The following is a 15,309-nucleotide window of genomic DNA, read 5'->3' as shown; positions in this document are numbered from 1 at the left end:
GAGCGTGATTGCGGCCCCCCGTCTTTACCGCTAGCGTCGCCTGCAAAGGAGACCCGCATATGTCCAACCCGCTTTTGTCCCGCTGGGACACGCCGTTTGAAATTGCCCCGTTCAACAGCATTTCCGATGATGATTTCGCCCCCGCGCTGGAGCAGGCGCTGGCGGCGCATAAGGAACAGATCGGCGCCATCGCCAATAGCGCCGAGCCGCCCGGCTTTGCCAATGTGATCGAGGCGCTGGAAACGCCCTGCCGCGCACTGGAGCAGGTGCTGGGCGTCTTCTTCACCGTGGCCGGTGCCGACAGCAACCCCAAGCGGCAGGAGCTGCAGCGGGAGTTCTCCCCGAAACTCGCGGCGCATTTCTCGGCAATCACCGCCAATAAGGCGCTGTATGCCCGGGTGAAGGCGGTTTGGGACCAGCGGGAGGAGCTGGATCTAACCGAGGAGCAGCAGCGCGTCCTGATGCTGACCCACCGCGGCTTTGTCCGCGGCGGCGCGGCACTGGAGGGCGCGGCCGACACCCGGATGCAGGAGATCAAGGGGCGGCTGGCGACCTTGGGCACCCAGTTCACCCAGAACCTGCTGGCGGATGAGCGCGACTGGTTCATGGAGCTGTCCGAGGACGATCTGGAAGGCCTGCCGGAGTTTGTGGTCAAGGCCGCGCGCACGGCTGGCGAGGAGAAGGGCGCGGGCGGCCCGGTTGTCACCCTGTCGCGCTCGCTGATCACGCCCTTCCTGCAGTTCTCGCCGCGCCGCGACCTGCGCGAGAAAGCGTTCAACGCCTGGGCCGCCCGCGGGGCCAACGGCGGCGCAACCGACAACCGCGCCATTGCCGCCGAGATCCTGCAATTGCGCGAGGAGCGGGCGCAGCTGTTGGGGTATGAAAATTTCGCCGCCTACAAGCTGGAAACCGAAATGGCCAAAACGCCTGAGGCGGTGCGCGGGCTGCTGATGGAAGTCTGGGAGGCGGCCAAGGCCCGGGCCGAGAAAGACGCCGCGGTGCTGACCGGGATGATGCAGGCCGATGGAATCAACGGCGATCTCGAGCCCTGGGACTGGCGCTACTACGCCGGGAAGCGCCGCAAGGCGGAGCATGATCTGGATGAGGCGGAGCTGAAACCCTATCTGCAGCTCGACCGGATGATCGAGGCCTCCTTTGCCTGCGCAAACCGGCTGTTCGGGCTGGAGTTCACACCGCTGGACGTGCCGCTCTACCATCCGGACTGCCGCGCCTGGGAGGTGACGCGGGACGGCCGGCATGTGGCGGTTTTCATCGGCGACTACTTTGCCCGCAGCTCCAAGCGTTCCGGCGCCTGGTGTTCAGCCATGCGGCAGCAGGCCAAGTTCCCGGATGTGCAGGCCCCGGTGGTGATCAACGTCTGCAACTTCGCCAAGGGCGACCCGGCGCTGCTGTCCTGGGACGATGCCCGCACCCTGTTCCATGAGTTCGGCCATGCGCTGCATCAGATGCTGTCCGATGTGACCTATGAGAGCATTTCGGGCACCTCGGTGGCGCGCGATTTTGTCGAACTGCCCAGCCAGCTGTATGAGCATTGGCTGGAGGTGCCGGAGGTGCTGCAGGAGTTTGCCACCCACGCGGAAACCGGCGCGCCGATGCCGCAGGAGATGCTGGAGAAAGTGCTGGGGGCGTCCAATTTCGACATGGGCTTTCAGACGGTGGAATATACCGCCTCTGCGCTGGTGGACCTTGCCTTCCATGACGGTCCGGCGCCGTCCGACCCGATGGAAAAGCAAAACGAAGTGCTTGCGGCACTCGGCATGCCGCACGCGATCACCATGCGCCACGCGACGCCGCATTTCGCGCATGTGTTCTCGGGCGACGGCTATTCCGCGGGTTATTACAGCTACATGTGGTCGGAGGTGATGGACGCTGATGCCTTTGCCGCCTTCAAGGAGGCAGGCGGAGCCTTTGATGCCGAACGCGCCAGGGCGCTGGAGGAACATATTCTCTCCACCGGCGGCTCTGCGGATCCGGCGGAGCTGTATGTTGCCTTCCGCGGGCGGCTTCCGGGCGTGGAGGCACTGCTGAAAGGCCGCGGGCTGGCTGCGGAGTAAGGAAAGCGCCCTTGCGGGCGCTGCCTCCCCTTCCGACGGCAAAGCCGCCTGCCGGGCAGCGGGACTTGAGTATTTCAGGAAAGATGAAAGAGCGGGCGCCAGTCCGCTCTTGTCCGTTCAGTAGCCGAGGCTGCGGTCGACGAGGTGCAAGAGCGGCTCGCCGGCCTCCGCGCGGCGGATGTTTTCCGCAATGACTTCGGCCGCGGTGCTTTCACGGGTTTCCGAGGCGATATGCGGCGTGACCGTGACATTGGGATGCGCCCAATAGGGGTGCTCCGGCGGCAGCGGCTCAACGCGGAACACATCCAGCGTCGCGTGGCCGACCTGGCCGCTGTCCAGTGCCGCCAGCAGCGCCGCGTCGTCAATCAGCGGCCCGCGGCCCGGGTTGATGACTTTTGCGCCCTTGGGCAGCAGGGCCAGTGTCTCGGCATTCAGCGTGTTTTCGGTGGCGGGGGTGTCGGGCAGCAGCAGGATCACGATCTCAGCCTGTCGCAGCGCAACCTTCAGCCCCTCCGGGCCCGCGTGGCAGGTGATGCCTTCGATCTCCTTTTGGGTGCGGCTCCAGCCGGAGACCTGGAACCCCAGCGCCGCCAGCGCCTTGGCCGCGGCGGTGCCCAGGGCGCCGAGGCCCAGAACCGTGACGTGCCGGTCCTTGGCCAGCGGCGGGACATGCCGGTGCCAGCGCCCGTTCAGCCCGCGGATATGGAGGTCCATGCCCAGGTGATAGCGTAGCGTGTGGCCAGCCACCCATTCGGTCATCCCCTGTTCCAGCCCGCTGTCCACCATCCGGGTGAGCGGCACGGAAGCGGGCACAACAGGCACGATTTTCTCAACGCCGGCCCACATGCTCAGCACCGCCTTCAGCCGGGTAAAGGGGGTGAAATCGCTGACCGGCCCGCTGGGGGCGTAGACGATGTAATCCACGTCTTCTGGCGCGAAGCCGGTGCGCAGATCTGCCTCCACGCCCCGCCGGGCAAGCTCCGCTTTCAGCAGCGGCTCATAGGTTGGCCAGCCATCGGCGCGGCCTGCAAACAGGACATTGGCGGTCATGAGGTCTCCCTGACGTTCTAGCGCGGCGATTGCCGCGGGCGGTGGATATGGGCGCTTTGCACGATGCCGAAGGCGCCCAGGAGCACCAGCATCGCCGAGCCGCCATAAGACACCATCGGCAGCGGCACGCCAACCACCGGCGCCAGCCCCATCACCATCGACATGTTCACCGCAAAGAATAGGAAGAAGGTGATGGCAATGCCCATGATCACCAGCGACGAGAACCGGTCCTTGGCAGCAATCGCCGAGGCGATGCAGAACAGGATGATCAGCATGTAGATGACCAAGAGGGTCACACCGCCGATAAAGCCGAACTCCTCTGCCAGGGTGGTGAAGATGAAGTCGGTGTGCTTTTCCGGCAGGAAGTTCAGCCGCGACTGGGTGCCTTGCATGAACCCGCGCCCCGACCAGCCGCCGGAGCCGAGCGCGATCTTGGACTGGGTGATGTGATAGCCCGCGCCCAAGGGGTCCTGCGAGGGGTCCAGAAAGGTGTCGATGCGGCGGAACTGATAATCCTTCAGCAGCTGCCAGTCGGTGCCGCGGCTTTGGAACACGGTGCTGACCAGCCCCACGCCGGCGGCAATCACCGCCACGAAATAGGCCCAGTGCACGCCCGCCAGGAACATCACCCCGCCGCCTGCCGCCATCAGCAGGATCGAGGTGCCAAGGTCCGGCTGTTTCAGCACCAGTGCGGTGGGCAGCAAGATCAGCGCCACCGGCAGCAGCACCCACAAGGGGCGGGAGGTCTTTTCGGGCGGCAGCCAGTCGTAATAGGCGGCCAGCAGCATCACCAGCGCGATCTTGGTGACTTCCGACGGCTGCAGCCGCATGAAGCCGATGTCGATCCAGCGCTGCGCGCCCATCCCGACGGTGCCGAACAGCTCCACCGCGACCAGCAGCGCCAGCGACCCCAGATAGGCCACCACCGAGATGTTGCGCCAGAACCAGATCGGGATCATCGCCACCACGAACATGGCCGCAAGGCCGAGGGCAAACCGCTTGACCTGCGGCTCCACCCACGGGCTGAAGGAGCCGCCCGCCACCGAATAGAGCATCAGGAAGCCGACACTGGCGACCGTGATCAGCAGCAGCGTCAGCCCCCAGTTGAGGTGCAGGATCTTGCGCAGCCCCGTGGGGGTCGATTTGGCGTGGTACTCAAGATAGCTCATGCCCGGCTGCTCCTGCTGCCCAGCGGCCGCTTGACGCGCTCGCGCTCCAGCCGCTCCTGCTGCGCCTTGATGCGGCTGCGGTCGGCGTTGGGGTAGGCCTCCAGCGGCGGGGTGCCGTTGTAAAGCGCCTGCAGCAGCACGTCGCGTGCCACCGGAGCCGCCGCCTTGGAGCCGCCGCCGCCGTGTTCGACCACCACCGCAACCGCGTATTTGGGCTTGTCATAGGGCGCAAAGCAGACAAACAGCGCATGGTCGCGCCGTTCCCACGGCAGGTCCTCGTTGCGGATCACACCGGCCGCGCGTTCGGCGGCGGTGATGTTGCGGACCTGGCTGGTGCCGGTCTTGCCGGCCATCTGCATGCCATCGCCGATGATGCGGGAGCGGTAGGCGGTGCCGCGGCGGTCATTGCTGACCGAATGCATGCCGCGCCGCACCATGCGCAGGCTGTTCCCGCTGACCGCCAGGGGCTCGCCTGCGCCGCTCGGCTGTTCCACGCCGTCCAGCGACTTCAACAGCCGCGGCGTCACGCTGCGCCCGGTGGCAATCCGTGCGGTCATGACCGCCAGCTGCAAGGGCGACGCAAGCATGTAGCCCTGGCCGATGGAGGAGTTCGCGGTATCGCCGATCAGCCAGTCCTTGCCATAGGAGCTGGCCTTCCACTCCTTGGTCGGGGTGATCCCCTGGGCCACCGCCGACATCGGCAGCTCGTGCTTGATGCCCAGGCCGAACATGTTGGCCATCTCGGAGATCTTGTCGATCCCGGTCTTGATCGCCACGTCGTAATAATAGACGTCGCAGGACCGTTTCAGCGAGGTGTTCAGATCCACATGCCCATGGCCTGCGCGTTTCCAGCAGTGGAAGCGGCGGCCGGCAACCTTGAGGTAGCCGGGGCACCAGACGGTTTCCTCCGGCCCGATCACGCCGTTTTCCAGCGCCGCCAGCGCGGTGATCATCTTGAAGGTGGAGCCGGGCGGATAGGTGCCCTGCACGGTCTTGTTGGACAGCGGGCGGTACTTGTCCTCTGTCAGCATCCGGTAGTCGGCAACCGAGATGCCGCGCACGAACAGGTTGGGGTCGAAACTGGGCGAGGAGCAGATCGCGCGGATGTCCCCGTCCTCGCAGTCGATCACCACCGCGGCAGCGCTTTCCCGGCCCAGCCGCGCCTGCACATAATTCTGCAGTTCCGCGTCAATGGTCAGCTGCATGTCGGCGCCGGAGATCCCCTCGCGCCGGTCCAGCTCGCGCATCACCCGGCCGGTGGCGTTCACCTCGACCCGCTTGGCCCCGGCCTTGCCGCGCAGCACATCCTCGCGCCGGGCCTCAAAGCCCACCTTGCCGATCTGGAAGCGCGGGATCATCAGCACCGGCTCGGGGTCTTCCATCTTGCTCAGGTCATAGTCGGACACGGGGCCGACATAGCCCACCACATGGGCGAAATCGTCCAGCTGCGGATAGACCCGCGTCAGGCCCACCTCGGGCGTGACGCCGGGCAGGGCGGGGGCGTTCACGGCGACTTTGGAGATATCCTCCCATCCGATCTGGTCGGCGAGGGTGATCGGCAGGAACGGTGGCGAGCGGCGCATCTCGGTGCGGGCGCGCTCCAGGTCCTCCGGGTCCAGCGGCACCAGGCTGGAGAGCTTGGCAATCACCGCCTCAACGTCGCCCGCATCCTCCGGCACCACGGTGATCCGGTAAGACGGCGAGTTCTGCGCGACGATCAGCCCGTTGCGGTCGAATATCTGGCCGCGCGCGGGCGGCAGCAGGCGGATGTTGATGCGGTTTTCCTCCGCCAGCAGGCGGAACTCATCGGCCTGATCCACCTGCAGGTAGCGCATCCGGGCCGCCAGGCCGCCGGCAAAGGCCAGCTGCAGCCCGCCCAGGAACAGCGCCCGCCGGGTCATCTTGCCGTGTGCGGCATCCAGATCCTTGGGATTGCGTTTCATCAGCGGCTCACCAGGGCTTCGGCTTCGGACGGGGACAGTTTGCGCACCCCCAGAATAGACTGGCTGGCCCAAACTGCCAGCGGATAGGCGGCGATGGTCATCACCACCTGGATCACGGTCAGGCTCAGCTGCGCCTGCGCAACCCCGAACAGGGTCAGGATCAGCCGGTTCAGGGTGGCAATCCCGGTAAGCACCAGCGCAACCGACAGCCATTCGCTGGCAAAGGTGCTCTCGCGATGGGGCGCTGCGCGGCCCTTGAGGAAACCGCAGCCTAGCACCGTCAGCAGCGCCAGCAGACCCGGCGGGCGGTGGAACAGCAGATCCGCCAGCAGCATCACCAGCCCGATGGAGAGGGCAGGCACATAATCCGGGCGGCGCAGGCTCCAGGCCATCGCCAGCGCCAGGAGCAGGTCCGGCGGCGCCCAGAACCGCGGCTCGGTCTCCAGCGGCAGCAGGTGGAAGAACATGATCAGCAGTGCCAGCGCCGCAAACGCCGCGCGCATGGTCCAGATCCGGGCGGGCGAGGTGTTAGCCATTGCCCGCCTCAGCCGTGCCGTCTGCGCTCTCTGCCCCCAAACCCTCGGGCCGCGGCTGCGGCACCGGATCGCCTGGCGGCGCCCCGACCAGCCCGCCCGGGTCCTGGATCACTTCGGTGCCGTGGTGGCGCAGCACCCGCAGGAACTCCAGCCGCCCGTAATCCGCGGACAGGCGCACCCGCATCCGCCCGGACCGGTCCTTGGCCACCTGGCCGATCAGCAGGCCCGCCGGAAAGACGGAGCCGTCGCCGGAGGAAATCACCCGGTCGCCGGGGCGCACCTGGTCGGGGTTTTCCAGAAAGCTCAGCACCGGCGCGGCGCTGTTGTCGCCAGTGACCAGTGCGGTCTGGCCGGAGGGCTGGATGGTCGCCGGCACCGCGCTGGCGGCATCGGTCAGCAGGATCACCCGCGCGGTGTTGCGCCCGGTGCCGGAGATCCGGCCCACCAGCCCGATCCCGTCCATCGCCGCCCAGCCGTCATGCACCCCGTCGCGGCTGCCCACGTTCAGCAGCACCGACTGCCGGAAGGGGGAGCCGCTGTCGGCCATCACCACCCCGGTGATATAGGTCAGCTGCGGGTCCAGCCGCACGTTGTTGAGATCCAGAAGGCGGGCGTTCTCCTGCTCCAGCTGCAGCGCCGCCTCTTTCCAGGCCCGCATCTGCCGCAGCTCGCTGCGCAGCTCGCGGTTCTGCTCAGACAGCCGCTGATAGCTTTGGAAATCGCGGATCAGGTTGATGGTGGCAGTCACCGGCACCATCGCCCAGTCCATGCTGGGCACCACCCTGTCCGCCACCTGGGCGCGGAAGCGTTCCACCCGCGGGCTGTCGATCCGCCAGACGACAAAGACCGCGGCCAGGCACAGGCACAAAACCGCTGTCAGCAGACGCCGCAGCGGGGTTGCGTAATCGTCGCGCTGTGACTTGTCCTTCGCCACGTCTCTCCTTCCAGCCGCCCCTCCAGCCGCTCACCGGCCGGCGCCGTTCCGGCGGTCAGGGTCTGTTAGCTGTCGTAGTCGATGGCGTGGGCCAGCTGTTTTTCGTATTCGAGCGCCTTGCCGGTGCCCAGGGCCACGCAGTTGAGGCTTTCGTCCGCGATGGAGACCGCCAGGCCGGTTTGTTCGCGCAGGGCGAGGTCCAGATCGCCCAGCAGCGCGCCGCCGCCGGTCAGCATCACGCCGCGGTCGACAATGTCGGCGGCCAGATCCGGCGGGGTGGTTTCCAGCGCGGTCATCACAGCTTCGCAGATCTGCTGCACCGGTTCGGCCAGCGCCTCGGCCACCTGGGCCTGGGAAATCTCGATTTCCTTCGGGACGCCGTTCAAGAGGTCGCGGCCGCGGATTTGCATCGACTGGCCGCGGCCGTCGTCGGGCATCCGGGCGGTGCCGATGGAGGTCTTGATGCGCTCGGCGGTGGATTCGCCCACCAGGAGGTTCTGCTGGCGGCGCAGGTAGCTGATGATCGCCTCATCCATGCGGTCGCCGCCGACGCGGACAGAGCGGGCATAGACGATGTCGCCCAGCGACAGGACCGCCACCTCGGTGGTGCCGCCGCCGATGTCGACAACCATGTTGCCGGTTGGATCGGTGATCGGCATGCCAGCCCCGATGGCGGCAGCAATCGGCTCGGCGATCAGCCCGGCGCGGCGGGCGCCTGCAGACAGAACCGACTGGCGGATCGCGCGCTTTTCAACAGGGGTGGCGCCATGCGGCACGCAGACGATGATCTTGGGCTTGGAGAAGGTCGAGCGCTTGTGAACCTTGCGGATGAAGTGCTTGATCATCTCCTCCGCGGTGTCGAAGTCGGCAATCACGCCTTCGCGCATCGGCCGGATCGCCTCGATCGAGCCGGGGGTGCGGCCCAGCATCAGCTTGGCGTCCTCGCCCACGGCCAGCACTTTCTTGACGCCGTCCTTGACGTGGTAAGCCACCACCGAGGGCTCGGACAGGATCACGCCGCGGCCCTTCACGTAAACCAGGGTGTTCGCCGTGCCGAGGTCAATGGCCATGTCCGAGGAGAACAGACCGCCCAAGTTTCCGAAAAGCGCCATGTAGAAGGGATCCTGTGAGTGCTGCCATTATACCTTGGGCGACTCCCGGGGAGCCGCCTGTCCCCACCTTATATGCCGCGCGGGTGAGCCGCGAAAGGGCGTATTATGGTGAAACAGCGCGTTTCCGCCAAGTCGCCGGACCGGCGCACCGGGCAAAAGGGCGCAGGCAGCGGCGGCCGGGCGGCCAGCCGGGCCGCGCCGGCCTTGCCGCGGGCGCCCGGGGGCGGCGGGCCGCGGCGGCGGCCCCGGATCCGGCATCCTGCGGATCAGCTTGGAAAAATCCGCTGCATCTCCGAGTTGAAATGCGCCCAGGTCAGGCTGGCGCTGTTGCCGGCATAACCCTCGTAATAGGATTTGCCGCTGGACACCGGCAGCCCGGCCCAGATCTTTGCCAGGTTCAGCATGAAGGTCTTTCGAGGCATTTCCGACGCCAGGAAGGCGCTGTAGCCTGCCTCCTCGATCAGCTGGTGCGCCAGCTGGTCCTGCAGCTCGGGTGTGAAACGGGCCTGCGGCTTGACCCCCTGATGCCGCACCAGGCGGCGCAGCGTTGCCGGGATCATCTGATAGCGGCCGATGGCGTGGGGCTGGCCCGGGGTGGCGTCGATCCAGGCGTTGATCTCAGCGATCGTCATCTGCGTCGGCTTCTTCGGCGGCTTGCGTGTGGCGCCATATTGCACCGCATCATACTGCGCCTTGCCGGCCTCGGCGCTGGCGATCAGGTCCAGCAGGCGTTTGACGCTGGGCGGTGCCTTCAGGACCGGGGCAAACATCCCGCCGCCGCTGCGGCCGCGGAACAGGCTGGCCGCGCCGGGATTGAGCGACACCGCCCCGCGGCCTGGGCCGGGCAGGGTGTCGGGCAGCAAGCTGGCAACGGCCTGCGGCGCCGGGGCTGCGGAGGGCGCAGATCCGGGCATCGGGGCAGAGGCCTTTTGCAGGAAGAAATTGTTGCCCACCAGAGAATACCCTTGCGCGCTGACAGCCGCTGCGGTCCACAGCAGCAGGGCCAGAAAGGTCAGGATCAGGGCAAGGGCGCTCATTCTAAGGGGCATGGGAACCTGCATTCTGCGGTGTCTTGTCGGGGTGCAGTCTGCCGCAGCGGTGTTGAGATTCCGTTTATCCGCCGCACGCTGCCCCTTCCGCCGCTTGGCGATTGCCGGTAGAGGGGGCGCATGCTCTCGTATCAGCACATATACCACGCCGGGAATCTGGCCGATGTCCAGAAGCACGCGCTGCTGGCCTGGATGCTGGCCTACCTCACCCGCAAGGACAAACCGCTCAGCTATATCGAGACCCACGCGGGCCGCGGCCTCTACCAGCTGGACGCGCCCGAGGCCGTGAAGACCGGCGAGGCGGCGCAGGGCATCACCAAGGTTCTGGCAGAGCAGGGGCTGGCGGCAGACCACCCGCTGCACCGCGCGCTGTCGGAAACCCGCAAGGCGCATGGCGCGGCCGCCTATTCCGGTTCGCCGCTGATTGCGGCATCGCTGCTGCGGCCGGGCGACTCGCTGCATTTCGCGGAGCTGCACCCGCAGGAAAACGCGGCCCTGCGCGCCGCTCTGAAACCCTGGAAGGCCAAGGTGCACCAGCAGGACGGGTTCGAACTCGCCATGTCGCTGGCACCGCCAGACCCGCGCCGCGGGCTGCTGCTGATCGACCCGAGCTACGAGATCAAATCCGATTATGCCCGCATCCCCGGCATCATCGGCCAGCTGCACAAGAAATGGAACGTCGGCGTCATTGCCCTGTGGTACCCGATCCTCAAGGACGGCACCCACAAGCCGATGCTGAAGGCGCTGGAGGCACAGGGGCTGCCGGATGTCCTGCGCCACGAGGTGACCTTTCCGCCGGTGCGCGAAGGCCACCGGATGGTCGGCAGCGGCATGTTCGTGGTCAACGCGCCCTATGGCGCGGCAGAGGAAGCGGCCCGGATTTCGGCGCTGTTCAAGGCGGTTTCCCGCAAGTAGCCCCGGATCGCGCGCTCCACCCGCAGGGCCAGCGCCGCGCCGCCTGCTTCGCCGTTCAGGGCGGCTGAATGGATCATACCCTTGGCAATGGCCACAACGCCGCGTGCCTCCCGCGGGACCGGGCGGGCGGCTGCACGGGTGGTATTATGTAAAGACCTTTGAAAGGCGGGACTTTCCCGCTACGCTTTCCGCCGGGGAGGACTGCCGGATGGAACGCAGGCTGGCCGCCGTGCTGGCGGCGGATATGGTGGGCTACAGCCGCCTGATGGAAGCGGATGAGCAAGGCACGCTTGCCCGGCTGCGCACCCACAGGATTGAACTGATCGACCCCTCGATTGCCAAGAACCGGGGCTCCATCATCAAGACCACGGGCGACGGCATGCTGGTGGAATTTGCCAGCGTGTCTGATGCCGTGGCCTGCGCCGCGGAGATTCAGGGCCGGATGCGGCGGCGAAACAGCGATGTGCCGCCGGACCAGCGCATCCAGTTCAGGGTCGGGATCAACCTTGGCGACATCATCTATGAAGACGGCGACATCTACGGCAGCGGCGTCAACGTGGCGGCCCGGCTGGAGCAGGCGGCGGGGGTGGGGGAGATCTGCGTGTCCGGGGCGGTCTACGGCCAGGTGCGCGGCTCCTGCGGGTTTCTGTTCGAGGATCAGGGAGAGCAGTCCCTGAAAAATATCTCAGAACCGGTGCGCGTCTACCGCCTGTTGCTGGATGAGGGCGCGCCCGTGGCGGCAGAAGACGCCAGCGGGCCGGCGCCGGTGATGAAGCCCACCCTCGCCGTGCTGCCATTCGCCAACATGAGTGGCGATCCCGAGCAGGAGTTCTTTGCCGATGGGCTGACTGAGGACATCCTGACCGAACTCAGCCGCCGCCATGAGCTGTTCGTGATCTCCCGCAACTCGACCTTCGTCTACAAGGGGCAGGCGGTGAACATCCGCGAAGTGGCAGAGAAGCTTGGCGCCCGCTACATCGTCGAGGGCAGCGTGCGAAAAGGCGGCAGTCGGCTGCGGATCACTGTGCAGCTGATCGACAGCTGCAACGATTCCCATATCTGGGCGGAGAGGTACGACCGCACCCTCGACGATATCTTCGAGATCCAGGATGAGGTGACATCGGCGATTGTCGCCACCCTGCCGGGGCGGATCGAAGCGGCCCAGCAGGATGAGGTCTCGCGCAAGAAACCCGCGAGCCTCGCGGCCTATGAATGCGTGCTGGCGGCCAAGGTCCTGCATCACCGCAGCACGGCGGAGGACAATGCCAAGGCGATGGACCTCATCGACCGCGCGGTGGAGCTGGATCCGGAGTTTGCCCACGCCCACGCCTGGCGCGGCTGTATCCGCGGGCAGGCCTGGGGCTATGGCTGGTGTGACGATCCCGAGGCGATGCTGCAACTGGCGCTGGAGTCGATCCAGAAAGCCGCGTCGATGGATGACAATGATGCGGACGTGCACCGGCTGATGGCGGCGGTGTCCATCCTGCAGGAAAACCTCGATCAGGCGCAGTACCATCAGGAGCGCGCTCTGTCCCTGAACCCGAACTACGATCTGGTTGTGGTGCAGATGGGCGAGCTTCTGACCTGGCAGGGCAGGCCCGAGGAAGGCGCGGAATGGATCCGGAAGGCGATGCGCCTCAACCCGCATTTTCCGGTCCGCTTCTGGAGCCACTTGGGGAAGGCGCATTTCACCGCCCGCCTGTACGAAGAGGCGCTGACCGATTTCAAACGCCTGCCGTCAATGGACGCCGTGCAGACCGCGCTGGCGGCGGCCTGCCACAGCTGGCTGGGCAACACGCAGCAGGCGCAGGACTGCGTGGCGCAGATCCGCGCGATGCAGCCGGAGGCCACGGCAGAGGGCTTGCTGGCCGGGCTGCACTACGGGCGCAAGGAAGACGCCGCGCATTTCACCGATGGTCTGCGCAAGGCGGGGCTGGCCTAGGCAGCACCGAAAAAGGGCGCCGCAGCGGGCGCCCTTTGGTCCTGAAGGAAGCCTGGCTCAGGCCAGATCCTTATAGGAAATCTCCTTGGTGTCGGCGCCTTCACCCACCCGGCCGCGGCGCACGATCAGGCGGTTCAGCGCGTTCACATAGGCCTTGGCCGAGGCCACCACCGTATCGGTGTTGGCGCTTTCGCCGGTGGCGATATTGCCGTCCTCTTCCAGCCGCACGGAGACGGTCGCCTGCGCGTCGGTGCCCTCGGTCACCGCATGCACTTGGTAAAGCTGCAGCCGGGCGGTGTTCGGATAGATCTTGCGGATCGCCTTGAAGGTCGCGTCCACAGGCCCGTCGCCCTCGGCGGTCTCGGTCACATCCTTGCCGTCGATCTCCATCTCCACGGTGGCTTCCGCCGGGCCGCCGGTGCCGCAGACCACCTTCATCGAGACGATCTTGAGGTGATCGTTCTCCGCGTCCGTGCCGGTGCGCATCAGCGCGATGAGGTCGTCGTCGAACACTTCCTTCTTGCGGTCGGCCAGCTCCTTGAAGCGGACAAAGACGTCCTTCAGCTGGTTGTCGCCCACCTCGTAGCCCAAGTGCTCCAGCTTGTCGCGCAGGGCGGCGCGGCCGGAGTGTTTGCCCAAGGGCAGCGAAGTGCCGGAAAGGCCGATGTCCTCGGGCCGCATGATCTCGAAGTTCTCGCGGTTCTTCAGCATCCCGTCCTGGTGGATGCCGCTTTCATGGGCAAAGGCGTTCTTGCCGACAATCGCCTTGTTCGGCTGCACCACGAAACCGGAAACGGTCGAGACCCGGCGCGAGATATGCATGATCTTGGTGGTGTCGATGCCGGTGGACCAGGGCATGATGTCATTGCGCGTCTTCAGCGCCATCACCACTTCTTCAAGCGCGGTGTTGCCTGCGCGCTCACCAAGGCCGTTGATGGTGCATTCGATCTGGCGCGCACCGCCTGCGACGGCAGCCAGCGCGTTGGCGGTCGCCATCCCGAGGTCGTTGTGGCAGTGGGTGGCAAAGACCACCTCATCGGCGCCCGGCACGGTCTCGATCAGGCGTTTGATCAGGTCGGCGCTTTCCGCGGGCGCGGTGTAGCCCACGGTGTCGGGGATGTTGATGGTGGTGGCGCCGGCCTTGATGGCGATCTCGATCACCCGGCACAGGTAATCCCACTCGGTCCGGGTCGCATCCATCGGCGACCACTGCACGTTGTCCACCAGGTTGCGGGCGTGGGTCACGGTCTCGTGGATCTTGTCGGCCATTTCGTCCATCGTGAGGTTCGGGATGGCGCGGTGCAGCGGCGAGGTGCCGATAAAGGTGTGGATGCGCGGCTGCGCGGCCTTGCGCACCGCTTCGGCGCAGCGGTCGATATCCTTGAAGTTGGCGCGCGCCAGCCCGCAGATCACCGCGTTCTTCGAGCGCTCGGCAATCTCCGACACGGCGGCAAAGTCGCCTTCGGAGGCAATCGGGAAGCCGGCCTCAATAATGTCCACACCCATCTCGTCCAGAAGCTCCGCAATCTCCAGCTTCTCGTTATGGGTCATCGTGGCGCCGGGGCTCTGCTCGCCGTCGCGCAGGGTGGTGTCAAAAATCAATACACGGGATTTGTCGCCGGAAATCGGGGATGCGTTGGTCATATCGGTATCTCTTGTCTCTGTCCTAGGCCCTTCCAGGGCATCATTAGCCTTCGATGGCGCGCGTGCGGCAATCCTCTGAGCGGGCGCGCCGGAAGGGCACGCTCAGAGGCGGGCTAGGATCAGTAGGGCGCGCAGGGCTGCACCGCGGAATGCGGCGGCGGCAAAGGGAATATCTGCGCAAATGCTCATGGCACGGATTTATACAGAGGTGCAGCCGAATGGGAAGGGGGATTTTGACCTTGCGGCATGGCGGTGTGCCGGCAGCAGCAAACCTCCGTAAAACCTTGCCCGGTAATTTCAAGACAATGTTGAAAAAAGTGTATAATATAATTAAGGGCCGTAGCCAGTTTCAATGCGACAGTTTGTCTGCGCTGTATCAGCCCTAAGGTCAGATACGGCAGACAGCTTCGCGTTGGGAGAATTCCTGGCTCCTGCAGCCGGGATCCGGCGTCCTGATTAGAAGAGACGCCATCGATAGGAGGAAACAGTGTCGAAAAAAATTGTCCTTGGATATGACGACAGCGAGGCTGCCAAATCGGCGCTTGCTTTTGCCGTCAGCCTTGCCAAAGCACAAGGGGCAGAGCTGGTGATCGCGCATGTGCTGGAGTGGTCGCCCTATTCCTTCCTCACCCCGGAGGAGATCGAGCAGCGCCATAAGCGCCGCGAGGAGGAATTGAAGCGCGCAGAAGATGCCTTGCTGAAGCCCGTGTGCAAAAGCCTGGAAGATGACGGTGTCACCGTTGTGGCAGAGCTGAAATACGGCCATATCGCGGAAACCCTGATTGATGTGATCAAAAAGCATGGCGCCAGCCACCTGATCATCGGCCGCACCGGCCATTCCGGGCTGTCATCGCGGCTGTTCGGCTCGGTCGCGGGCACTCTGGCGCAGGCCGCGCCGGTTCCGGTCACCATTGTTCCGTAAAGATAAACTCAGAGGACA

Annotated in this window: 12 protein-coding genes; 4 read left to right on the top strand and 8 right to left on the bottom strand. The window is 65.8% G+C overall.

Annotated elements, in window-relative coordinates; all coding sequences use genetic code 11:
• The first annotated feature begins 59 nt into the window (after positions 1–59).
• Positions 60–2,075 (top strand): M3 family metallopeptidase, encoded by a 2,016-nt coding sequence (locus B2P87_RS16620; protein ID WP_141889478.1) that lies wholly within the window; start codon positions 60–62, stop codon positions 2,073–2,075.
• Positions 2,076–2,192: 117 nt separating this feature from the next.
• Here B2P87_RS16620 and B2P87_RS16615 read toward each other — a convergent pair whose 3' ends face one another.
• The 7 genes from B2P87_RS16615 to B2P87_RS16585 form a co-directional block, all read right to left on the bottom strand.
• On the bottom strand, positions 2,193–3,125 hold the full coding sequence (locus B2P87_RS16615) for a 2-hydroxyacid dehydrogenase (protein ID WP_141889479.1): 933 nt from the start codon (positions 3,123–3,125) through the stop codon (positions 2,193–2,195).
• 17 nt (positions 3,126–3,142) lie between these two features.
• The gene (rodA, locus tag B2P87_RS16610; RefSeq protein ID WP_058286347.1) at positions 3,143–4,294 is read right to left on the bottom strand and encodes a rod shape-determining protein RodA; all 1,152 of its coding nucleotides are present in this window, start codon (positions 4,292–4,294) and stop codon (positions 3,143–3,145) included.
• Positions 4,291–6,237 carry a penicillin-binding protein 2 gene (gene mrdA / locus B2P87_RS16605; protein ID WP_141889480.1) on the bottom strand — a complete coding sequence of 649 codons (1,947 nt, stop codon included), beginning with the start codon at positions 6,235–6,237 and terminating at the stop codon, positions 4,291–4,293. The genes rodA and mrdA overlap by 4 nt, the downstream gene beginning before the upstream one ends.
• Positions 6,237–6,773, bottom strand: a complete 537-nt coding sequence (locus B2P87_RS16600) for a hypothetical protein (RefSeq protein WP_058286349.1) — start codon at positions 6,771–6,773, stop codon at positions 6,237–6,239. Before B2P87_RS16600 ends, mrdA begins: the two co-directional genes overlap by 1 nt.
• Positions 6,766–7,707 (bottom strand): rod shape-determining protein MreC, encoded by a 942-nt coding sequence (gene mreC, locus B2P87_RS16595; RefSeq protein WP_141889481.1) that lies wholly within the window; start codon positions 7,705–7,707, stop codon positions 6,766–6,768. Before mreC ends, B2P87_RS16600 begins: the two co-directional genes overlap by 8 nt.
• Before the next feature lie 65 nt (positions 7,708–7,772).
• Positions 7,773–8,819 (bottom strand): rod shape-determining protein, encoded by a 1,047-nt coding sequence (locus B2P87_RS16590; protein ID WP_008554722.1) that lies wholly within the window; start codon positions 8,817–8,819, stop codon positions 7,773–7,775.
• A 266-nt stretch (positions 8,820–9,085) separates the two neighbouring features.
• Positions 9,086–9,856, bottom strand: coding sequence for a hypothetical protein (locus tag B2P87_RS16585; RefSeq protein ID WP_208764516.1), 771 nt, complete (start codon positions 9,854–9,856; stop codon positions 9,086–9,088).
• Between the two features lie 132 nt (positions 9,857–9,988).
• Between B2P87_RS16585 and B2P87_RS16580 the strand changes: the two genes are divergently transcribed.
• Both B2P87_RS16580 and B2P87_RS16575 read left to right on the top strand, forming a co-directional pair.
• A complete protein-coding gene (locus tag B2P87_RS16580) occupies positions 9,989–10,783 on the top strand; it encodes a 23S rRNA (adenine(2030)-N(6))-methyltransferase RlmJ (protein ID WP_141889483.1) in 795 nt (264 codons plus the stop codon).
• A 208-nt stretch (positions 10,784–10,991) separates the two neighbouring features.
• Complete coding sequence (locus B2P87_RS16575) at positions 10,992–12,725, top strand: adenylate/guanylate cyclase domain-containing protein (RefSeq protein ID WP_141889484.1); 1,734 nt, start codon at positions 10,992–10,994, stop codon at positions 12,723–12,725.
• A gap of 57 nt (positions 12,726–12,782) precedes the next feature.
• On the opposite strand, the gene B2P87_RS16570 is transcribed toward B2P87_RS16575, so the two are convergent.
• The gene (locus tag B2P87_RS16570) at positions 12,783–14,369 is read right to left on the bottom strand and encodes a 2-isopropylmalate synthase (protein ID WP_141889485.1); all 1,587 of its coding nucleotides are present in this window, start codon (positions 14,367–14,369) and stop codon (positions 12,783–12,785) included.
• Between the two features lie 487 nt (positions 14,370–14,856).
• On the opposite strand from B2P87_RS16570, the gene B2P87_RS16565 reads away from it, so the two are divergent.
• Positions 14,857–15,291 (top strand): universal stress protein, encoded by a 435-nt coding sequence (locus B2P87_RS16565; protein ID WP_141889486.1) that lies wholly within the window; start codon positions 14,857–14,859, stop codon positions 15,289–15,291.
• Positions 15,292–15,309 lie beyond the last annotated feature (18 nt).

This window comes from Leisingera sp. UBA4491, from assembly GCF_002388965.1.
GTDB classification, from domain to species: Bacteria; Pseudomonadota; Alphaproteobacteria; order Rhodobacterales; family Rhodobacteraceae; genus Leisingera; species Leisingera aquaemixtae.
Note: the sequence above shows the minus strand (reverse complement) of the source record. Positions and strands in the feature narration are given on the sequence as shown.

Bases quoted from the DNA above. Each gene is read 5' to 3' on its own strand.
- B2P87_RS16580 (WP_141889483.1), top strand. From the start codon at position 9,989: ATGCTCTCGTATCAGCACATATACCACGCCGGGAATCTGGCCGATGTC.
- B2P87_RS16615 (WP_141889479.1), bottom strand. From the start codon at position 3,125: ATGACCGCCAATGTCCTGTTTGCAGGCCGCGCCGATGGCTGGCCAACC.
- B2P87_RS16600 (WP_058286349.1), bottom strand. From the start codon at position 6,773: ATGGCTAACACCTCGCCCGCCCGGATCTGGACCATGCGCGCGGCGTTT.
- rodA (WP_058286347.1), bottom strand. From the start codon at position 4,294: ATGAGCTATCTTGAGTACCACGCCAAATCGACCCCCACGGGGCTGCGC.
- mrdA (WP_141889480.1), bottom strand. From the start codon at position 6,237: ATGAAACGCAATCCCAAGGATCTGGATGCCGCACACGGCAAGATGACC.
- B2P87_RS16620 (WP_141889478.1), top strand. From the start codon at position 60: ATGTCCAACCCGCTTTTGTCCCGCTGGGACACGCCGTTTGAAATTGCC.
- B2P87_RS16590 (WP_008554722.1), bottom strand. From the start codon at position 8,819: ATGGCGCTTTTCGGAAACTTGGGCGGTCTGTTCTCCTCGGACATGGCC.
- B2P87_RS16575 (WP_141889484.1), top strand. From the start codon at position 10,992: ATGGAACGCAGGCTGGCCGCCGTGCTGGCGGCGGATATGGTGGGCTAC.
- B2P87_RS16570 (WP_141889485.1), bottom strand. From the start codon at position 14,369: ATGACCAACGCATCCCCGATTTCCGGCGACAAATCCCGTGTATTGATT.
- B2P87_RS16585 (WP_208764516.1), bottom strand. From the start codon at position 9,856: ATGAGCGCCCTTGCCCTGATCCTGACCTTTCTGGCCCTGCTGCTGTGG.